Origin of the sequence: Dokdonella sp., assembly GCF_017744955.1 — a bacterium.
In the GTDB taxonomy this organism is placed as follows: Bacteria; Pseudomonadota; Gammaproteobacteria; order Xanthomonadales; family Rhodanobacteraceae; genus Dokdonella_A.
The window spans coordinates 220,285-239,320 of record NZ_JAGIAG010000006.1; the positions used below are offsets into that span (position 1 = coordinate 220,285).

The following is a 19,036-nucleotide window of genomic DNA, read 5'->3' on the forward strand; positions in this document are numbered from 1 at the left end:
CTCCTCGGGCGACGCTCACGCCGCGTTCTTCAGCGACGCCATGTCGATGACGAAGCGGTACTTCACGTCGTTCTTCAGCAGTCGTTCGTAGGCGGCGTTGACCGACGGCATGTCGATCATCTCGACGTCGGCGACGATGCCGTGCTCGGCGCAGAAATCGATCATTTCCTGCGTCTCGGCCATGCCGCCGATGGCCGAGCCGGCGATGCTGCGGCGCGCGCCGATCAGGCTGCCGCCGAACAGCGGCGGGTCGAGTTCGGTCAGCACGCCGACCAGGACCATGTGGCCGTCGCGCTTGAGCAGTGCCGCGTACGGGTTGAGATCGTGTCCGTTCGGGATCGTGTTGAGCAGGAAATCGAAACTGCGCGCGTGCTGCTTCATCGCCGCGCGGTCGGTCGACAGCAGCACCTCGTCGGCGCCGAGGCGCATTGCGTCGGCGGCCTTGCTCGGCGAGGTCGTGATCATCACCACCTGCGCGCCGAGCGCCTTGGCGAACTTGATGCCCATGTGGCCGAGGCCGCCGAGGCCGATCACGCCGACCTTCTGCGGCGTGCCGTCCGCGTTGCGGCCGACCTTCCAGTGACGCAGCGGCGACCAGGTCGTGATGCCGGCGCACAGCAGCGGCGCGGCGCCCTTGAGGTCGAGCGTCGGCGGAATCTTCACGACGAAGTGCTCGTCGACGACGATGAGGTCGGAATAGCCGCCGAAGGCCAGTTCCTCGCTGTCGCGCAGCTTGGAGTTGTAGGTGTAGGTCGGCACGTGCTCGCAGTACTGCTCCAGCCCTTCGGCGCAGGACGCGCACGTGCGGCAGGAATCGACCATGCAGCCGACGCCGGCGTAGTCGCCGACCTTCAGCTTCGTCACCTCGGCGCCGACCGCGGTCACGCGACCGACGATCTCGTGTCCGGGCACCATCGGATAGAGCGAATTGCGCCAGTCGTTGCGCGCCTGGTGCAGGTCGGAGTGGCAGATGCCGCTGTAGAGGATCTCGATCTGCACGTCGCGCGGGCCTGGCGAACGGCGCTCGAACGAGAACGGGACCAGGGCGGATTGCGCATCGTGCGCGGCGTAGCCTTTGGCTTTCAGCATGGACAAATCTCCGTCGATTGGAAAAAGCGAAAATGCCCGGCCGACGCGGCGACCGGGCACCGAACCCATTGGATCCCGCACTACTCGCGCCGCGCGCTCGACCTCGGGGTCGGCTGCGCCGTCCGCTCGCGACCGCGGGATTGGCGGCAGCGAGCGCCGCTCAAACGTTCACCAGCCGCATGCCGTCCTCGTGGTAGCGCGCGCCGAGCGCGGCGTCCCTCGGCACGGCGGCGTCGATGCGCGCCAGATCCTCGGCGGTCAACGCCACCTCCGCCGCGGCCAGGTTCTCCTCCAGCCGCGCGATGCGGCTGGTGCCCGGGATCGGCACGATGTCCGTTCCCTGCGCCAGCACCCACGCCAACAGCAATTGCGCCGGAGTGCAGCGCTTTTCAAGGGCGATCGCGGCGACGCGCTCGGCGATCGCGCCGTTCTTCGCCACATTCGCGTCCGAGAAGCGCGGGTTGCCGCGACGCCAGTCGTTCGCGGCGAGGTCGCCGGCGGACTTGAAGCGCCCGGCCAGGAAACCGCGCCCGAGCGGGCTGTAGGCGACCAGGCCGATCCCGAGTTCGCGCAGCAGCGGCAGCAGTTCGTCCTCCGGCTCGCGGCTCCACAGCGAATACTCGGTCTGCACCGCGGCGATCGGATGCACCGCATGCGCGCGCCGGATCGTCGCCGGCGCGGCCTCCGACAGGCCGATCCAGCGCAGCTTGCCTTCGCGCACGAGGTCGGACATCGCGCCGACCGTGTCCTCGATCGGCGTGGCCGGGTCGATGCGGTGCTGGTAGTACAGGTCGATGTATTCGACGCCGAGCCGGCGCAGCGAGGCCTCGCATTGCTTGCGCACGTACTCCGGCCGCCCGTTCACGCCTTCGCGCGCGACCGGCACGTCGCTGTCGCTGACGATGCCGAACTTGGTCGCGACGATCGCCTCGTCGCGGCGGCTGCCCTTCAGCGCCTTGCCGACCTTCGCCTCGGAATCGCCGTAGATGTTCGCCGTGTCGAGCAGCGTCACGCCGAGGTCGAGCGCGCGATGGATCAGTGCGACCGCGCTCGCCTCGTCGCGTGCGCCGCTCGAATAGATCTCGCCGATGCCGAGGCTCATGCAGCCAAGGCCGATGGCGGAAACGTGCGGGCCGTCGCGGCCCAGGATTCGTGTCTGCATTGCTGCGGGTCTCCTTCGAAGATGGATGCGGAACGGCGGGCGCTCAGCGCTCCTGGTCGGTCGGCCGCATCAGCACTTCGTTGATGCTGACGTGCGGCGGCCGCGTGACGCAGAACAGGATCGTCTCGGCGACGTCGTCGGGCTGCAGCTGGCGCATGCCGCCGGCCCAGGCGTTGAGCGCGTCCTTCACCTGGGTGTGGCCGATGTGGTCGCGCAGTTCCGTCTCCACCACGCCGGGTTCGACCACGCTGACGCGCACGCCGTCCTGATACACCTCGCGGCGCAGCGCCTCCGAGAACGCGACCACGCCGAACTTGGTCGCCGAGTACGCCGCGCCCATCGGATTGGCGATGCGGCCGGCGGTCGAGGCGATGTTGACGATGTCGCCACCGCCGCGCTCGCGCATGCCGCGCAAGGCGGCCTGGGTCGAGGCGATCAGGCTCAGCACGTTGAGTTCGAGCATGCGCCGCCAGCGGCCGAGATCGGCCTCGGCGACCGGCTCGAGGTACATCACGCCGGCGTTGTTCACCAGGATGTCGAGGCGGCCGTAGTGCACCTCGGTCTGCGCCACGATGCGCTGCGCCTCGCGCTCGTCGAGCAGGTCGGCCGGCAGCACCAGCGGCTCGGCACCGAGCGCGCGCAGCCGTCCGGCGATTTCGTCGAGGCGATCGCGCCGGCGCGCCGCGATCGCGACCTTCGCGCCGGCCTCGGCCAGGGCGATCGCGGTCGCCTCGCCGATGCCGGAGGAAGCACCGGTGACCAGCGCGACGCGCTTCTTGAGACGTGGGGACATGTGGAAACCTCATGCTGTTCTTGAGGGTGCTCATCCTGCGCCTTGCGATTCGTCCGAAAAATCCCCAGCATCGACATTCACCATGAAGCCTGCCTTCACAATCCAGCCGGACCAGCTGCCGGCGCTACTGGTGTTCGCGCGCGTCGCCCGCCACGCCAGCTTCACGCGCACCGCGCGCGAACTCGGCGTGTCGCCGTCGGCGCTGTCGCAGACCGTGCGTGCACTCGAGACCCGCCTCGGCGTACGCCTGCTCAATCGCACGACGCGGCGCGTCGGCCTGACCGAGGCCGGCGACGTGCTGCTGGCACGCATCGGCCCGGCGCTCGCCGACATCGACGGCGCGCTCGACGACCTGCGCCAGCAGCGCACGCGCCCGGCCGGCACCTTGCGCGTGACGATGCCGCGCGGCGTCGTCAGCGCGTTCTTCGAACCGCACCTGGCCGACTTCCTCGCCGCCTACCCCGACATCCGCTTCGACGTCCACGTCGACAATTCGCTCAACGACCTGATCGGCGAAAGCCTCGACTGCGGCATCCGCCTCGGCGAGAAGGTGCAGCGCGACATGATCGCGCTGCCGCTGGGCGGAAAGCAGCGCTCGGTGGTGGTCGGCGCGCCGGCCTACTTCGCCCGCCGCGGCAGGCCCGTCCACCCGCGCGACCTGCAGACGCACGATTGCCTGCGCTCGCGCTTCAGCACCGGCGGCACGATCTATCGCTGGGAGTTCTGCGAGCGCGGCCGCTGGTACGAGATCAACGTGGAGGGCCCGCTGATCAGCAACGACACCGGCCTGCTCACGCGCGCAGCCCGCGACGGCGTCGGCCTGATGCACACGATGGAACTGGTGGTACGCGCCGAACTCGCCTCCGGCGCGCTCGAACGCGTGCTCGACGAACATCTGCCGCCGTACGACGGGTTCTACCTGTACTACCCGAGCCGTGCGCAGCTGGCGCCGAAGTTGCGCGTATTCGCCGATTTTCTGCGCGAGCGGGTGGGCTGAGAGACCACTCGTCATTCGCGCGAAGGCGAGAACTCACTTTCGAGCGATCGACGCCGACCGGTGAGCCTCTCGGAAGGAGCGGGAACGACCGCGGAAGGCAGCGCGATCACACCGTGCAACCGCCTTTCCGCCACCGTTGTCATTCCGTAAGAATCGCCCCGTAACGTCGGCGTCATGAACATCCTGATGCTGTCGGACGTCTACTTCCCGCGCGTGAACGGAGTGTCGACCTCGATTCGCACGTTCGCGCGCGAGCTGCGGCGGCTGGGACACGTCGTCACGATCGTCGCGCCCGCGTACGGCGACATCGACCAAGACGGCGAGTTCGAGATCCTGCGCCTGCCGGCGCGCGGAATCTTCTTCGATCCGGAGGACCGCCTGATCCGGCGCCCGGCCCTGCGCATCGCCGCCGACGAGCTGGCGCGACGGCACTGGGACGTGATTCACGTGCACACGCCGTTCCGCGCCCACCAGCTCGGCGTGATGCTGCGCCGGCGCGGCGCGGCGCCGCTGGTCGAGACCTACCACACCTACTTCGAGCCGTACGCCAAGCACTATTTCCCGTGGCTGCCCGCCGCGCCGCTGCGTTTCGCCGCGCGCAGCATTTCGCGCCGACTCTGCCGCGAAGTCGATCACCTGATCGTGCCCACGCAGCAGATGCGCGAAGTGCTCGAACGCTACGGCATCGCCACCCCGACGACGATCATCCCGACCGGCATCGACCTCGACGAATTCCAGGGCGGCGACGGCGCGCGCTTCCGCCGCCTGTACGGCATCGAAGCCGGCCAGCCGACCCTGGTCACCGTCAGCCGACTGGCGGCGGAGAAGAACATCGCCTTCCTGCTCGAGGTCGCGCGCGCCCTGCTCGACGAATTCCCGAACCTGGTCTTCATCGTCGCCGGCGAAGGCCCCGACGCCGAACGCCTGCAGGCGAAGGGACGCGCGCTCGGCCTGGACGGCCATCTGCGCTTCCCCGGCAACCTCGACCGCCGCACCGCCCTGCTCGATTGCTACCGTGCGGGCGACGTGTTCGTGTTCGCTTCGCCGACCGAAACGCAAGGCCTGGTCCTGATCGAAGCGATGGCGCTCGGCGTGCCGGTGGTCTCGACCGCAGTCATGGGCACCGCAGCGGTCCTGCGACAGGCGACCGGCGCGCGCGTCAGCATGGAAGACGTCCCCACCTTCGCCGGCCACGTCGCTGCCCTGCTGCGTTCGCCCGAACGGCGCGCACAACTCGGCGCGGCGGCGCGCGACGATGCGCGCGCCTGGAGTGCGCCGGTGCTGATGCGCGCGACCGTCGATCTGTACGAACGCCTGGCGGCATCACAACACCCATGACCTCACAAGGCCGGTCCTCGAGCGAAGTGCTCAAAGCACTCGACTTCGATCCGTTCGAAGGTGCTGGCGCCAATGCGAGCCGAGATTCGGCCGGCATCCGCCGCCCGCCTTGAAGCAGACGCTCGAGCCGTTGCTTCGGCGAATTGCCACATTGCGATGCCCCAAGGACAATGATGGCACTACAGGGAAGGGAAACGAGCAATGTCCATGCGAATGATCGCGGTGATCCTGCTTGCCGCTACGCTTTCGTTTTCGGCACTAGCCAAGAGCACTGCCTCCCGCTCGTCCTCTCCCCTGTTGGCCGAAGAAGAAGACACGGTTCGGCAGGCAATCCGTCGAGCCTACTACCTCATCCAGGCGAACGACCTGCCCGGTGCCGCTGCGATCATCGACGAGGCGACGCGCTCGCCTGCATTCGCGAACTCACCCGCGGAGCAGCGCTATGCGGCCACTTTCCTCGCAGGCGCCATCGCTCTCGATCGAGGCGAGACCGAAACCGCGCATCGCTGGTTCGTGCTGGCCACGGAATTCAAGCAGTCCGACAGCAAGGACTGGCACAGCCGACTGCGAACCGCCTACGACCTCAAGGATTACGACGACTCCGCGCGCTGCGTCACGCAGATCGCGAAGCGTTGGCCCAAGACCCTCGTCGAGATCCGCGCGCAGGCCATATTCCGGATCGGCGTTCAGCTCAACGAAGAAAGAAAGGACGACGCATACCGGAACATGCTCGAAAGCCTCTTCGACGCCGGGTGGACAGGCAACGATGCGGACCCGGACGGGCTTTGGGCCGACCTGGCTCGTCTGCTGCTGGCGCGAGATGACGTCCGCAAGGCGAAGCAAGTGGCGTCGCATGTCCACTTGCCTCTCGAAGTCGTCGCGCTGCGCGCCGACCGGCGCTTCGATCGGATCACCCGGAAGGATCCGGAGGCGTTCCAGATCGCGCGCGCGATCGACTTCACGCTGAAAGCCACGGAAGCCGCGGTGCGCACCTCCCCCGATCGACTCCAACCGCTGATGAGGCTGCAGAGTCGTCTGTTTCAGTCCGCGCAGTTCGAACGGGCGATCTCGATCGCCGACGACGTCATCGCAAAGGCGGCCGCGGACGGCGGGTCGAAGGTCTACGAGGATTTCGACGAATACTATGCCTGGATCCTCGATCAGCGAGCCGAAGCACTGGCCCGGCTCGGGCGTTGGGATGAAGCGCTGAAGCAACGCGAGAAGGCGGCGCGTCGCCCCGAGAGCGGACAGATGAACGTGAGCCAGGTGATCAACCTCGGCGAGCTCTACAACACACTCGGCCGCCCTCAGGATGCACTCGATACGATCACCGAAGTCGGCGCGATGAGCCCTTACGGGCGCATGCAGCTGGAAATGATTCGTCTGGATGCCTCGATGCAACGCAACGATGCGCAAGCCGTGGCGAACCATTTGGCCTTCATGCGAGAGCATCGTACCGACGCCATCGCCACTTGGCAGATGGCCTTGGTCATCACCGATGATCTGCAAGGCGCTGCAAATCTCCTGCTCGAACGCCTGAGGCGGGAAGATTGGCGCAATCAAGCGCTGGTGGACATCCAGGATTACATGGAACTTCCGTCCACTCCGATCCTCTCGAAACGCCGCCTGCAATGGAAGGCATTGCTGGCGAGACCCGAGGTGCGATCGGCGATCGAAAACGTCGGCCGGGTCGAACGCTACGAGATTCCCGGTCCCAGATCGTAGAAACCGGCGGGCATGTCCGCCGGTCTATTTCAAGCGTTCGACGACCTCGCGATAGCGCGCCGCGATGCGTTCCTCGTCGCGATGACGGAAATCGCGCACGACCCAGCGCCCGGCGACCATCACGTCGCGCACTAGGTTGGTGTTGCCGGCGAAGATCCAGCTGTCGATGGCGTGCGCGGCGTCGCGGCCCGCCAGCAGCGGAGAATTCTCGTCCAGCACGAGCAGATCCGCCCGCGCAGCGGGCTCGCCGGGAACCGCGCCGAAACGTCCGATCGCCACGCCGCTGGCCCGCGCCCCGCCGGTCAGCGTCAGCGCGAACAGGCGCTCGCCGGTGCTCGGCGTCGCCGCGCTCGCGCTGACGTTGCGGTGTCGCGTGATCAGGCGCTGGCCGTACTCGAGCCAGCGCAGCTCCTCGACCGGCGACACCGAGATGTGGCTGTCGGAGCCGATGCCGATCGCGCCGCCGGCGTCGAGGTAGGTCTGCAACGGGAACAGGCCGTCGCCGAGGTTCGCCTCGGTGGTCGGGCACAGGCCGGCTACTGCGCCGGTCGCGGCGAGTGCGCGCGTTTCCTGCTCGGTCATGTGCGTGGCATGCACGAGGCACCAGCGCGCGTCGACCGGCGCGTGGCCGAGCAGCCATTCGACCGGCCGCGCGTCGCGGATCGCGAGGCTGTCCTGCACTTCGCCGATCTGCTCGGCGATATGGATGTGGATGGGACGATCCTGCGCCAGGGCGTCGCCCAGCACGACACGCAACGCCTCCTGCGGCACCGCGCGCAACGAGTGCAGCGCGATGCCGACACGCAGCATCGGCGACTGCGACGCGCTCAGCCGTTCGAGCAGGCGCAGGTAGGCGTCGACCTCGTGGCCGAAGCGGCGCTGCCGCTCGCCGAGCGGCCGGCCGTCGAAGCCGCCGGTCATGTACAAGGTCGGCAGCAGGGTCAGACCGATGCCGGCCTCCTGCGCCGCTTCGATCAACGCCAGCGACATCGCCGCCGCGTCGGCGTAGGGGCGCCCGTCTGGCTGATGGTGCAGATAGTGGAACTCGCACACCTGCGTGTAGCCGGCCTTCAGCATCTCGACGTAGAGCTGCGCCGCGATCGCGCGCAGCTGGTCCGGCCCGATGCGGCCGGCGAACTGGTACATGACCTCGCGCCAGCTCCAGAAACTGTCCTCGGAATGGCCTCTCCTCTCCGCCAACCCCGCCATCGCGCGCTGGAATGCGTGCGAATGCAGGTTCGGCAGGCCCGGCACGACGTAGCGCCCCAGCCGCTCGGCGCCGTCCGTACCCGCGACAGCGGCCGGTACGAAACGGTCGCCGTCGACCTCGAATCGAGCACGCTCGACCCAGCCGCTGTGCGGCATCCATCCGGAATCGGCAAAATACGCAGGCATCGGAATTTTTCCGCAGTCGTCGAACGCACGCAGCCTAGCGAGCGGCGCGGCGTCTCGCCAGATGGAGTGTTCATGCCGAACGCGCAATGGGATGGCCTGCTGCTCGACGCGAGCCTGGCCACGATGGACCGGACGGGCACGCCGTACGGCCTGATCGAGAACGGTGCGCTGGCCTGGAAGGACGGCGCGATCGTCTTCGCCGGCGCGCAGCGCGATCTCGGCGAAGCGCCCGAGCGCCTCGCGGCCGAGGTCGCCTCGGCCGGCGGTGCGCTGGTCACGCCGGGCCTGATCGACTGCCATACGCACCTGGTGTTCGGCGGCGACCGCGCCGACGAATTCGAGAAACGCCTGAACGGCGCCAGCTACGAGGAGATCGCGCGCAGCGGCGGCGGCATCCTGTCCAGCGTGCGCGCCACGCGCGCCGCCGGCGAGGACGAACTGCTCGCGCAGTCGCTGCCGCGCGCGAGCGCCCTGCTCGCCGACGGCGTCACCACGGTCGAGATCAAGTCCGGCTACGGCCTCGACCTCGACAGCGAGCTGAAGATGCTGCGCGTCGCGCGCCGCATCGGCGGCGAACTCGGCATCGGTGCCAGCACCACCCTGCTCGCCGCGCATGCGCTGCCGCCGGAGTTCAAGGACCGCGCCGACGACTACGTCGAGCTGATCTGCACGCAGATCCTGCCCGCCGCCGCGCGAGAAGGACTGGCCGACATGGTCGACGCGTTCTGCGAGCGCATCGCGTTCTCGCCGGCGCAGACGCGCCGCGTGTTCGAGCGCGCGCGCGAGCTCGGCCTGCCGGTCAAGCTGCACGCGGATCAGTTGTCCGACCTCGGCGGCGCCGCGCTGGCGGCCGAATTCGGCGCGCGCTCGGCCGAACATCTGGAACACACCAGCGAAGCCGGCGTGCGCGCGATGGCCGCGGCCGGCACGGTGGCCGTGCTGCTGCCGGGTGCGTTCTACGCGCTGCGCGAGACGCAGCCGCCGCCGATCGCGCAGTTTCGCGAGCACGGCGTCGCGATGGCGGTCGCCAGCGATCTCAATCCCGGCACCTCGCCGCTGCTGTCGCTGCGGCTGGCGCTGAACATGGCCTGCATCGAATTGCGCCTGACGCCGGAAGAAGCCTTGTGCGGCGCGACGGTGCACGCCGCGCGTGCGCTCGGGTTGGACGATCGAGGCGCCTTGAAGACCGGACTGCGCGCGGACTTCACGATCTGGAACGCGCGCCGTCCGGCCGAGCTGTGCTACTGGATCGGCGGCGGCCTCGCGCGCGAGGTGCGCGTCGGCGGACGCGCGGTGCGGACGACGGCGACGCGATGACCACCGCGCTGGCGATCGAAGTCGTCGACGAGGTGATCGACGCGAACGTGCGCTGCACCGGCTGCGAGGCGGTCTGCTGCCGCCTGCCGGTGCTGCTGATGCCCGGTGACGCGGTGCCGCTCTGGGCGATCGACGTCGACGAATACGGCCTCGAACACATGGCGCAGCGCGACGACGGCTGGTGCACCGCGCTCGACCGCGACACGATGCGCTGCACGATCTACGCGCAGCGCCCGCAAGTCTGCCGCGACTTCGCGATGGGCGGCGCCGGTTGCCTGATCGAACGCGCCGAGTGGTACGGCGACGCCGCGTCGAAATGCGGCTGATGACGGACGCCGCTACGCAGGCCCAGGACTTCGACGCGATCGTCATCGGCGGCGGCGCCGCCGGGCTGATGTGCGCGCTGGTCGCCGGCCAGCGCGGCCGCCGCGTGCTGGTGGTCGAGCACGCCAACCGCGTCGGCAAGAAGATCCTGATGTCCGGCGGCGGCCGCTGCAACTTCACCAATCTCGGCGCCGCGCCGCGCAATTTCCTCTCCGCCAATCCGCACTACTGCAAGTCGGCGCTGGCGCGCTATACGCCGGCCGACTTCGTCGCGATGGTCGAACGGCACCGCATCGCCTATCACGAGAAGGAACTCGGCCAGCTGTTCTGCGACGAGTCGTCCAAGCAGATCGTGCGCATGCTGCTCGACGAATGCGCCGCCGGCAACGTGCGCATCGAGACGAACTGCTCGGTGACGGGCGTGCAGCATCGCGACGACCGCTTCCGCGTCGCCACCACCGCGGGCCACGCCGTTGCGCCGTCGCTGGTCGTCGCCAGCGGCGGCCTGTCGATCCCGAGCATGGGCGCGAGCGGCTTCGGCTACGAACTGGCGCGCCAGTTCGGGCATCGCGTGCTGCCGACGCGGGCCGGCCTGGTGCCGCTGACCTTGAGCGGCAAACCGCTGGAACGGCTCGCCGATCTCGCCGGCGTCTCGTTTCCGGTCGAGGCGCGCTGCAACGGCACCAGTTTCCGCAACGCCATGCTGATTACGCATCGCGGCGTCAGCGGGCCGGCGATCCTGCAGATTTCCTCGTACTGGACTCCCGGCGACGAGCTGCGCCTGGATCTGCTGCCGGGGCTCGACGCGTTCGATTGGCTGCGCGCGCAGCAGGCCGAACGGCCGGCGGCGGAACTGCGCACCGTGTTCGCCGACGCGCTGCCGAAGCGCTATGCGCAGCGTCTGTGCGAGATCGCGTTCGCCAGCAAGCCGATGCGCCAGTACCGCGAAGCGGAGCTGCGCGACATCGCCGCGCAGCTCGCCGACTGGCCAGTCGTCGCGAGCGGAACCGAAGGCTACCGCACGGCCGAGGTCACGCTCGGCGGCGTCGACACCAACGAACTGTCCTCGTCGACGATGCAGTCGCGACACGTGCCTGGGCTGTACTTCATCGGCGAAGTCGTCGACGTGACCGGCTGGCTCGGCGGTTACAACTTCCAATGGGCCTGGGCTTCGGGACAAGCCTGCGGCAACGTGCTGTAGGCGAGCGTTCATCCCTCGGCGGAACCTGACCGTCCATCGAAGGTCGGAACATTCGAAGGCCCACGATGACGGAGGTGTCGCCATGTCCTCAGTCGTAGAGATTCGTTGCCCGCAGTGCCAGAGCGACTTCGTCGACAGTCGCGCCGACTGGAAGGAAGAAGACGTCGCCCGCTGCCCGAAGTGCGGTACGAACGTCGCCGTGCGCGGATCGGAAATCGAATCCGCCGGGAACGGCCACGTCGTGCATGCGCAGCCGACGGTGCCGACGCCGACGGACCGAACGGACTGAGCACTTTCCGCGCTCGTTCCGCTAACGGAATTTGCACGTCATGTTATTGATTCCATAGCGGAAAAATTCACCGCCGATTCAATGGGCAAGTGCCACCGTGAAGCTTCGATCACACCGGAGGCTGTCATGAAGAATTCCATGCCCATCGTCGCAGGAATCGCTCTTGCGCTCGCCGTACCTGCCGCGTTCGCACAAAGCGGCAGCGCACCGCCGATGAACGAGCAGCAGCAAGTGGAGCAGACGCAGCAGGAGCTGCAGAATCGCGCGAACGAACACGCGGCGATGCCCGTTCCGTTCGATCAGCTCGACGTCAAGAAGGCCGGCTATCTGAGCAAGGACGACGCGAAGAACGACGCCTGGCTGTCGCGCAATTTCCGCATGTGCGACACCGACAAGAACGATCAGGTCTCGCGCGCCGAGTACACGGCGTGCACCGCCAAGGCGCACAAGCCGTCGAAGATGGACAAGATGGAAGAATGATCCATCGGAATGCGACGCGCGCCGATGTGAGCGGCGAAGTCCGTGGACGGTCGAATCGCCATCGGCTCGAGCCCCGGATGAACCTGATGTCATGCGCCACACCGGTATTGCGGGTGTAGCATCGGTCGCGGGCGTGACTTGCGCCCCGACTGCAATGGAGAGTGACATGAGGAAATCGATATCGTTGCCGGCAACGGCGATCGTGCTCGCCCTCGGCGCTTCGACCGCATTCGCCGGGTCGGGAATTTCTCCGCCGATGAACCTGCAGGCGCTCGATTGGGGCAGGCAGGTGAAGCAGCAGGAGCACTCGAATCAAGGGTCGAGGACCACGGTTTCGTTCGACCAGCTCGATCTCAAGCAGGCCGGTTACGTGACCCGCGGCGACAGCGAGAATCATTCCTGGCTGTCGCGCCATTTCCGCCAATGCGACACCAACGGCGACGAGCAGGTCTCGCGCGCCGAATACGCGGCGTGCACGACCCGGCAGTAAAGCCCTTCATTCACTCATCCGCCGGCTGCTGCGCCGGAGCCGGACACCGCCTGCCTTCTTCGGTTCGCTCGTGGTGTCCGGCTTTCGCTCGTGTCCGCGGCTGCGGTTTCGGCCATGCGGCCGTTCCAGTCGACGCAGGTCGCGCAAGCCGCATGTGGACCGTCTCGTTCTCCGTGTTCGGAGCGCGATCGTCCAGTTCTGGAGCGTTCGCGGAACGCCTCCTCTCCTTGCCCGCCCGTTTGCGCATCAGCCATGCGTCCGGATCGGTCATGGATTCATGGGTTTCGTTGCTGCGCTCGTCGCGGCGGCCGTAGCGCCGGACGCCGCCAGAAGGCGCGCGTAGGTCGCGTCCTTCTCCGCCCAGAGCGCATTCATCCAGGCCTGGAAGCGTTCGCGGAACGCGTCGTCGTTCTGGTAGTCGCCGTCGACGAATTCGCGCGGGATCGGTCGCTCGCACACGTCGATGCACACCTCGCCGACGCGGTCGGCGAACAGGTCGAGCAAGGTCGGACGTCGATCCGGATAGACCACGGTCACGTCGAGGATGCCCTGCAGTCCGTCGCCCATCGCCTCGATCACGAAGGCGACGCCGCCGGACTTGGGTTTCAGCAGATGTCGATACGGCGAGGACTGCGCCGCGTGCTTCGCCGGCGTGTAGCGCGTGCCCTCGACGAAGTTCATCACCGCCACCGGAATCGCGCGGAACTTGGCGCAGGCGCGCCGCGTCGCCGCGATGTCGCGCCCGGCCAGTTCCGGCCGCCGCTCGATCTGCTCGCGCGTGTAGCGGCGCATGAACGGAAAATCCAGCGCCCACCAAGCGAGGCCGAGCACCGGAATCCAGAACAGCTCGCTCTTCAGGAAGAACCGCAGCAGCGGGATGCGCCGGTTGAACACCTTCTGCAGCACCGGAATGTCGACCCAGCTCTGGTGATTGGCGAGGACGAGGTAATGGCCGTCGTATTGCAGGGTCGCCGCCTCGTCGACGACGACGAAGCGCGTACGCGTGAAGCCGGCGATCAGGCGGCTGTTGACGCCGATCCAGCTCTCGGCGAGCCCGGTCAGCCAAGGATCGCAGATCCGTCGCACCGCCCTGAACGGCAAGGCGACCTTGATCAGCGCCACCGCCAGCAGCGGCAGCGCGTGCAGGACGGTGCTCGCGGCGATCAGCACGGCGGCGAGGGTCACGCGCAGGAAAACCGGCAATGCTCGCATTCGCCTCCCGACAGTCGACGATCCGGTCAGCCTAGCGGCGATCGGCGCGCATGGCGAGCACGGCATGCGCTACCCTTGCCGCCGCTGTTCACCATCCACCGGGGAAATCGAATGGAAAGCACGTTCTTGAGCCGCCTCGCGCTGGCGGCCGCGTTCTGCGTGGGCGCCGTTCCGGCGTCGCACGCCCAGCAGGAAGCCGCACCGGAGGCGCCGGCCGCAGCCGCGCAAGCGAATGCCGACGGCCCGTGGGAGAAAGCCGCGCAAGCCATGCAGCCCGGCCCGCGCAAGGTCGCGCTGTCGAACCAGGCCATGTTGAACCTCCCCGAAGGCTACGGCTTCGTTCCGCCGGCCCAGGGCAAGGCCTTGATGGAGGCAATGGGCAACAGCATCGGCGACACCTTCCTCGGCCTGATCGTACCGATCGGCGAGGAAAGCGAATGGATGGCGACGATCGACTTCGAGGACGCCGGCTACATCAAGGACGACGACGCCCAGCACTGGAAGGCCGACGAACTGCTCGACGAACTCAAGCAAGGCACCGAAGCCGGCAACGAACGCCGCACGCGGCTCGGCTTCTCGCCGCTCGAAGTCACGCACTGGATCGAGCCGCCCGCGTACGAGTCCGCCACCCAGCGCCTGGTGTGGTCGGTGGAGCTGCGCGAGAAGAGCGCTCCGGCCGGAACCGACAACACGGTCAACTACAACACCTACGTGCTCGGACGCGAGGGATACGTCTCGCTGGACTTCATCACGTCCGAGTCGCGCATCGAGGCCGAGAAGCCGATCGCCAAGCAGCTGCTCGGCTCGATCGCGTTCAACGAAGGCCGGCGCTACGCCGACTTCAACGCGTCCACCGACAAGGTCGCCGAATACGGCCTGGCCGCGCTGATCGGCGGCGTGGCGGCGAAGAAGCTCGGCCTGTTCGCGCTGGCCGGCGCGTTGTTCGCGAAGTTCTTCAAGCTGATCGCGGTCGGCGTGGTCGCCGTCGGCGCCGCGGTGCGCAAGTTCTTCTTCGGCCGCAAGACCTCGCCGTGAAGCTCCTGTGGCTGCTGCTCGGCGGCGCGAAGCTCGGCAAGCTCGCGCTGACCGGCGGCAGCATGCTGCTGTCGATCGTCGCCTACGCCTGGCTGTTCGGCTGGGGCTACGCGGTCGGCTTCGTCGTGCTGATCCTGATCCACGAGATGGGCCACTACCTCGCCGCGCGACGGCGCGGACTCGACGTCGGCGCGCCGACCTTCATCCCGTTCGTCGGTGCCTGGATCGAGCTGAAGCAGCAGCCGCACGACGCCGAAACCGAAGCCTACGTCGGCATGGCCGGGCCGCTGGTCGGCACGCTCGGCGCGCTCGCGTTCTACGCCGCCGCGCGCGCGACCGGCAGCGACCTGCTGCTCGCGCTCGCCTATGCCGGGTTCTTCCTCAACCTGTTCAACCTGATCCCGGTCTCGCCGTTCGACGGCGGGCGCATCAGCGCGGTGATCTCGCCGCGCCTGTGGCTGCTCGGGGCTCCGCTGCTGGTCGCGCTGTTCCTGTGGCGGCCGAGCCCGCTGCTGGTGCTGATGGCGATCCTCGCCGCGCCGCAGGTGATGCAGGCGCTGCGCGGCTTTTCCTCACCCGAGCAGCAGTCCTACTACCTCGCCGACGCGGAAACGCGCACCTCCTACGCCGCGCTCTACCTCGGCCTCGCCGGTTTCCTCGCCGTCATGTGCCACGAATTGCACGCGCAGCTGCCGCGCGCGTTCTGAGGCGACCGCCGCCTCGACGGCGGCCGGCGCTTGCGTTCGGACATTTACCTGACTAAAGTCAGATAAATGAAGAGCACCTCCGCGCAGCACGACGTCGGCCGCATCCGCGCCTTCAACCGCACCGTCACGCGCCGGCTCGGCGTATTGAACGAGAAATACCTCGGTCGCGACCGTCCCTACGTCGAGTCGCGCCTGCTGTTCGAGATCGGCGCACACGGGGCGACCGCGCGCGAGCTGCGCCAACGCCTCGGCATGGACTCGGGCTTCCTCAGCCGGCTGCTGCGCGCGCTGGAAACCCGTGACCTCGCCACCACACAGCCCTCCGCCGAGGACGCGCGCGTGAAGGCCGTGCGCCTGACGCGCTCGGGCCTCGCCGAGCTGCGCAAGATCGACGCGCTCTCGGACAAGCTCGCGCAATCGATGCTCGATTCGCTCGACGAGACGCAGACGCAGCGCCTGGTGGCGGCGATGAGCGAAGTCGAGCGGTTGCTGCGCGCATCGAGCGTGGAGATGACGCCGGACGATCCGGCCGGCGCCGACGCGCGCTACTGCCTCGAGCGCTACTTCGCCGAGCTGGATGCGCGCTTCCCCGGCGGCTTCGACCGCAGCCGCGGCCATTCCTCGGACCTGCCCGACTACACCGCGCCGCGCGGCTGTCTGCTCGTCGCCCGCCTCTTCGGCGAGCCGATCGGCTGCGGCGCCCTGCGCACGCTCGCGCCCGGCGTCGGCGAGATCAAGCGCATGTGGGTTTCGCCGGACGCGCGCGGGCTCGGCCTCGGGCGGCGCCTGCTGTCGGAGCTGGAGCAGGCCGCGCGAAAACGCCGGATGCACACGCTGCGCCTGGACAGCAACGGCTCGCTCGCCGAAGCGCTGCAGCTGTACCGCTCCGCCGGCTATCGCGAGATCGAGCGCTTCAACGACAACCCCTACGCGCAGCACTGGTTCGAGAAGGCACTGCGCTGACCGGCTAGTCCCTGCGCAGCGATTCGATCGGGTCGAGGTTCGACGCACGGCGCGCCGGCAGGTAGCTGGCGAGCAAGCCGACCAGCACCATCACCAGCGGCATCGCGACGAAGGTCGCGACGTCGAGCGGCTGCACGCCGAACAACAGGCTGGCGAGCGCTCGCGTCCCGGCGAGGGCGACCAGGACGCCGATCGCGACGCCGACGCCGACCACACACACGCCCTGCCCGACCACCATCGCCCGGACCTGCGCCGCGCGCGCGCCGAGCGCCATGCGTACGCCGATCTCGCGCGTGCGCTCGTCGACGACGTAGGACAGCACGGCGTACAGGCCGACCGCGCCGAGAATCAGCGCGAGCAGCGAGACGATGCCGAGCGTGAGCAAGGTGAAGGACAGCTGCAGCATCGAGTCCTCGATCAGGTAGGCCATCGTGAAGACGCGGTACATCGGCGCTTCCGGCGCGACTTCGTGCACCAGCGCGCGCACTTCCGGCGCGATGTCCTCGGCACGCGCACTGCGCACGACGTAGGCCGGCGAGGACACGGCGCGGCCGCCCTGCTCGGTCGTGTCGACCATCGGGAAGTAGATCGCTGCCTCGGCGGGCGCCTGCAGGTCGTCCTGCATGACGTCGTCGACCATGCCGACCACGGTTTCCCACGCCGTCTGGTCGCGCCGCTGCAGGCGCTGGCCGATCGGATCGAGCCCGGGCCACAGCGTCGCCGCGGCGGACTTGCTGACGACGACGTTGCCGCGCGCGACGCCGTGGTCGTCGGCGGAGAAGCCGCGCCCGGCCAGCAGGCGGATGCCCATCGCCTTGAAGTAGTCGCCGGCGGTGTAGTTGTAGTGCACCAGCTGACCTTCGTTGGTGTCGGCGCTCATGCGCTCGGTGCGCACCGGCATGACCGAGGTGCTTTCGTTGATCGGCACGTTCTCGACCAGCCCGACCGCCTGCACGCCGGGCAGCGCGGCCAGGCGGTCGAGAAAGGCGAGATTGAAGCGCGCGAACGACGGCGCATCCTTCAGCTCGGGCCGCTCCGGCGCGATCTGGAAAGTCAGGATGTCCTTCGTGTCGTAACCGGGATGGACCTGATGCAGCTCGTAGGCACTGCGCATCAGCAGTCCGGAACCGATCAGCAGGGCCAGCGCGAGCGCCGTCTGCCCGACCACCAGGCCGTGACGCAGCCAGTGCCGTTTCCGCGTCGATCCGCGCCCGCCTTCGCGCAGGCGAGCCAGATCCGGCGAGGCGCCGCGCAACGCCGGCGGGCCTGCGCAGAGGAAGGCGGAGATCGCCGCGGCGGCAACCGTGAACAGCAACGCCGGGAAACCGAAATGCACCTCGTCCAGCCGCGGAATGCGTCCGGGCGCCGCTGCCAGGAATACCGGCAAGGCCGCCACGGCGAGCAGCGCGGCCACGCCGGCGGCGAGTGCGGCCACGACGACCGCCTCGGCCATGTGCAGGCGCACGAGCTGGCCGCGCGCGGCGCCGATCGCGCGACGCACGGCCATCTCCTGATGCCGGCCCTCGATCCGCACCAGGAACAGGTTGGCGACGTTGGCGCAGGCGATCAGCAGGACCAGGCAGGCGGCCGCGAAAAGAACCCACAGCGGGCCGGCGTAGTCGCCGAGCAGTTCGTCGTCGAGCATGCGCACGACGGCGCGGTGCTGCGCGATCAGCCGCGCGTAGGCCGGCGGTCCGCCGAAGCGCTCGGGCAGGCGCGCGGCGAGCGTGGTCAGCTCGTTCGCGACGCGGGCCAACGTCGCACCCGCAGCCATGCGGCCGACCAGGTTGGTGCCGAAGCGGCCGGGCGTCTTGATGTCGGCCGGGCGGATCGTGCTGGAGATCCACAGCATCGTGTCGTTGCGCGGAAAGCGGAAGTCCTTCCCCATCACGCCGATCACGGTGCGCCGTCCTTCGGCGATGTCGTAGGTGCGGCCGATCACCGACGGATCCTGGCCGAACCAGGTGGTCCACAGCGCATGGCTGATCACCACCGCGCGGTCTTCGTCCTGCTCGGTGGGCAGGCGGCCGAGGATCGGCTGCACGCCGAGGGTCGAGTACAGCGAATTGGACGGCGAGGACATGCGCACGCGCTCGACGCGATCGCCGACTCGCAGCGTGGCGGTGTAATTGTTGTAGAGCGCGATGTCTTCCAGCAGCGTCGACTGTTCCTGATATTGCAGGAAGAATTCCGGCGCGCCGCCGAGTTCGTCCGGCAGTCCCGAGCCCGGCGCCGAAGCGGTGATGTAGACCAGCCGATCGGGGTGCGCATACGGCAACCGGTCGAGCAGGACCGTGTTGACCACGTTGAACATGCCGGCGACCGCCCCGATCGCGAGGCCGAGCATGCCGACCGCGGTGAGGGTGAATCCCGGCGTGCGCCGCAGCGCGCGCAGGGCATGCCGCAAATCCGCCATCCAGTTGCCGAGTTGCATACGTTCCTCTGCTGCGGGCTGCCTTGCGGCCGGGTCGATCGCGCACGGCGATCTCGTGACTGCTTTCAGCAACGTGCGTGCCAGC

The 19,036-nt window shown here is 68.4% G+C and carries 18 protein-coding genes; 12 read left to right on the top strand and 6 right to left on the bottom strand.

Annotated elements, in window-relative coordinates; translation table 11 throughout:
- Positions 1-15: 15 nt before the first annotated feature.
- The 3 genes from J7520_RS14290 to J7520_RS14300 all read right to left on the bottom strand — a co-directional run bounded on the left by J7520_RS14290 (position 16) and on the right by J7520_RS14300 (position 3,044).
- Positions 16-1,089, bottom strand: a complete 1,074-nt coding sequence (locus J7520_RS14290; RefSeq protein ID WP_291189424.1) for an NAD(P)-dependent alcohol dehydrogenase — start codon at positions 1,087-1,089, stop codon at positions 16-18.
- A 160-nt stretch (positions 1,090-1,249) separates the two neighbouring features.
- Positions 1,250-2,251, bottom strand: coding sequence for an aldo/keto reductase (locus tag J7520_RS14295; RefSeq protein WP_291189426.1), 1,002 nt, complete (start codon positions 2,249-2,251; stop codon positions 1,250-1,252).
- 43 nt (positions 2,252-2,294) lie between these two features.
- Positions 2,295-3,044, bottom strand: a complete 750-nt coding sequence (locus J7520_RS14300; protein WP_291189428.1) for an SDR family NAD(P)-dependent oxidoreductase — start codon at positions 3,042-3,044, stop codon at positions 2,295-2,297.
- An 82-nt stretch (positions 3,045-3,126) separates the two neighbouring features.
- Between J7520_RS14300 and J7520_RS14305 the strand changes: the two genes are divergently transcribed.
- The 3 genes from J7520_RS14305 to J7520_RS14315 all read left to right on the top strand — a co-directional run bounded on the left by J7520_RS14305 (position 3,127) and on the right by J7520_RS14315 (position 7,104).
- Positions 3,127-4,041 carry a LysR family transcriptional regulator gene (locus J7520_RS14305; RefSeq protein WP_291189430.1) on the top strand — a complete coding sequence of 305 codons (915 nt, stop codon included), beginning with the start codon at positions 3,127-3,129 and terminating at the stop codon, positions 4,039-4,041.
- Positions 4,042-4,215: 174 nt separating this feature from the next.
- Positions 4,216-5,379: a glycosyltransferase gene (locus tag J7520_RS14310; protein WP_291189432.1), complete on the top strand. Its 1,164-nt coding sequence runs from the start codon at positions 4,216-4,218 to the stop codon at positions 5,377-5,379.
- A gap of 207 nt (positions 5,380-5,586) precedes the next feature.
- Complete coding sequence (locus tag J7520_RS14315) at positions 5,587-7,104, top strand: hypothetical protein (protein WP_291189434.1); 1,518 nt, start codon at positions 5,587-5,589, stop codon at positions 7,102-7,104.
- Positions 7,105-7,128: 24 nt separating this feature from the next.
- On the opposite strand, the gene J7520_RS14320 is transcribed toward J7520_RS14315, so the two are convergent.
- Complete coding sequence (locus J7520_RS14320; RefSeq protein WP_291189436.1) at positions 7,129-8,499, bottom strand: formimidoylglutamate deiminase; 1,371 nt, start codon at positions 8,497-8,499, stop codon at positions 7,129-7,131.
- A 72-nt stretch (positions 8,500-8,571) separates the two neighbouring features.
- Between J7520_RS14320 and hutI the strand changes: the two genes are divergently transcribed.
- From hutI to J7520_RS14350, 6 genes are all read left to right on the top strand, one after another.
- The gene (gene hutI, locus J7520_RS14325) at positions 8,572-9,816 is read left to right on the top strand and encodes an imidazolonepropionase (RefSeq protein WP_291189438.1); all 1,245 of its coding nucleotides are present in this window, start codon (positions 8,572-8,574) and stop codon (positions 9,814-9,816) included.
- Positions 9,813-10,142, top strand: a complete 330-nt coding sequence (locus tag J7520_RS14330) for a YkgJ family cysteine cluster protein (protein ID WP_291189440.1) — start codon at positions 9,813-9,815, stop codon at positions 10,140-10,142. Before hutI ends, J7520_RS14330 begins: the two co-directional genes overlap by 4 nt.
- A complete protein-coding gene (locus tag J7520_RS14335) occupies positions 10,142-11,341 on the top strand; it encodes an NAD(P)/FAD-dependent oxidoreductase (protein WP_291189442.1) in 1,200 nt (399 codons plus the stop codon). The genes J7520_RS14330 and J7520_RS14335 overlap by 1 nt, the downstream gene beginning before the upstream one ends.
- Positions 11,342-11,423: 82 nt before the next feature.
- Positions 11,424-11,630 carry a hypothetical protein gene (locus tag J7520_RS14340; RefSeq protein ID WP_291189443.1) on the top strand — a complete coding sequence of 69 codons (207 nt, stop codon included), beginning with the start codon at positions 11,424-11,426 and terminating at the stop codon, positions 11,628-11,630.
- A 126-nt stretch (positions 11,631-11,756) separates the two neighbouring features.
- Positions 11,757-12,110, top strand: a complete 354-nt coding sequence (locus J7520_RS14345) for a hypothetical protein (RefSeq protein ID WP_291189445.1) — start codon at positions 11,757-11,759, stop codon at positions 12,108-12,110.
- 166 nt (positions 12,111-12,276) lie between these two features.
- Positions 12,277-12,600, top strand: coding sequence for a hypothetical protein (locus J7520_RS14350; RefSeq protein ID WP_291189447.1), 324 nt, complete (start codon positions 12,277-12,279; stop codon positions 12,598-12,600).
- A gap of 267 nt (positions 12,601-12,867) precedes the next feature.
- Here J7520_RS14350 and J7520_RS14355 read toward each other — a convergent pair whose 3' ends face one another.
- Positions 12,868-13,812 carry an acyltransferase gene (locus tag J7520_RS14355; RefSeq protein ID WP_291189448.1) on the bottom strand — a complete coding sequence of 315 codons (945 nt, stop codon included), beginning with the start codon at positions 13,810-13,812 and terminating at the stop codon, positions 12,868-12,870.
- 111 nt (positions 13,813-13,923) lie between these two features.
- Here J7520_RS14355 and J7520_RS14360 point away from each other — a divergent pair, with 111 nt between their 5' ends.
- The 3 genes from J7520_RS14360 to J7520_RS14370 all read left to right on the top strand — a co-directional run bounded on the left by J7520_RS14360 (position 13,924) and on the right by J7520_RS14370 (position 16,517).
- Entirely contained in the window at positions 13,924-14,847 is a 924-nt protein-coding gene (locus J7520_RS14360) for a DUF2167 domain-containing protein (protein ID WP_291189450.1), read from the top strand.
- A complete protein-coding gene (locus tag J7520_RS14365) occupies positions 14,844-15,554 on the top strand; it encodes a site-2 protease family protein (protein ID WP_291189452.1) in 711 nt (236 codons plus the stop codon). Before J7520_RS14360 ends, J7520_RS14365 begins: the two co-directional genes overlap by 4 nt.
- Positions 15,555-15,620: 66 nt before the next feature.
- Positions 15,621-16,517: a MarR family winged helix-turn-helix transcriptional regulator gene (locus J7520_RS14370; protein WP_291189453.1), complete on the top strand. Its 897-nt coding sequence runs from the start codon at positions 15,621-15,623 to the stop codon at positions 16,515-16,517.
- A gap of 4 nt (positions 16,518-16,521) precedes the next feature.
- Here J7520_RS14370 and J7520_RS14375 read toward each other — a convergent pair whose 3' ends face one another.
- The gene (locus J7520_RS14375; RefSeq protein WP_291189455.1) at positions 16,522-18,951 is read right to left on the bottom strand and encodes an ABC transporter permease; all 2,430 of its coding nucleotides are present in this window, start codon (positions 18,949-18,951) and stop codon (positions 16,522-16,524) included.
- Positions 18,952-19,036 lie beyond the last annotated feature (85 nt).

Excerpts from the sequence above, each read along its gene's own strand:
- J7520_RS14290 (WP_291189424.1), bottom strand. The coding sequence starts at position 1,089 with ATGCTGAAAGCCAAAGGCTACGCCGCGCACGATGCGCAATCCGCCCTG.
- J7520_RS14295 (WP_291189426.1), bottom strand. The coding sequence starts at position 2,251 with ATGCAGACACGAATCCTGGGCCGCGACGGCCCGCACGTTTCCGCCATC.
- J7520_RS14300 (WP_291189428.1), bottom strand. The coding sequence starts at position 3,044 with ATGTCCCCACGTCTCAAGAAGCGCGTCGCGCTGGTCACCGGTGCTTCC.
- J7520_RS14305 (WP_291189430.1), top strand. The coding sequence starts at position 3,127 with ATGAAGCCTGCCTTCACAATCCAGCCGGACCAGCTGCCGGCGCTACTG.
- J7520_RS14310 (WP_291189432.1), top strand. The coding sequence starts at position 4,216 with ATGAACATCCTGATGCTGTCGGACGTCTACTTCCCGCGCGTGAACGGA.
- J7520_RS14315 (WP_291189434.1), top strand. The coding sequence starts at position 5,587 with ATGCGAATGATCGCGGTGATCCTGCTTGCCGCTACGCTTTCGTTTTCG.
- J7520_RS14320 (WP_291189436.1), bottom strand. The coding sequence starts at position 8,499 with ATGCCTGCGTATTTTGCCGATTCCGGATGGATGCCGCACAGCGGCTGG.
- hutI (WP_291189438.1), top strand. The coding sequence starts at position 8,572 with ATGCCGAACGCGCAATGGGATGGCCTGCTGCTCGACGCGAGCCTGGCC.
- J7520_RS14330 (WP_291189440.1), top strand. The coding sequence starts at position 9,813 with ATGACCACCGCGCTGGCGATCGAAGTCGTCGACGAGGTGATCGACGCG.
- J7520_RS14335 (WP_291189442.1), top strand. The coding sequence starts at position 10,142 with ATGACGGACGCCGCTACGCAGGCCCAGGACTTCGACGCGATCGTCATC.
- J7520_RS14340 (WP_291189443.1), top strand. The coding sequence starts at position 11,424 with ATGTCCTCAGTCGTAGAGATTCGTTGCCCGCAGTGCCAGAGCGACTTC.
- J7520_RS14345 (WP_291189445.1), top strand. The coding sequence starts at position 11,757 with ATGAAGAATTCCATGCCCATCGTCGCAGGAATCGCTCTTGCGCTCGCC.
- J7520_RS14350 (WP_291189447.1), top strand. The coding sequence starts at position 12,277 with ATGAGGAAATCGATATCGTTGCCGGCAACGGCGATCGTGCTCGCCCTC.
- J7520_RS14355 (WP_291189448.1), bottom strand. The coding sequence starts at position 13,812 with ATGCGAGCATTGCCGGTTTTCCTGCGCGTGACCCTCGCCGCCGTGCTG.
- J7520_RS14360 (WP_291189450.1), top strand. The coding sequence starts at position 13,924 with ATGGAAAGCACGTTCTTGAGCCGCCTCGCGCTGGCGGCCGCGTTCTGC.
- J7520_RS14370 (WP_291189453.1), top strand. The coding sequence starts at position 15,621 with ATGAAGAGCACCTCCGCGCAGCACGACGTCGGCCGCATCCGCGCCTTC.
- J7520_RS14375 (WP_291189455.1), bottom strand. The coding sequence starts at position 18,951 with ATGCAACTCGGCAACTGGATGGCGGATTTGCGGCATGCCCTGCGCGCG.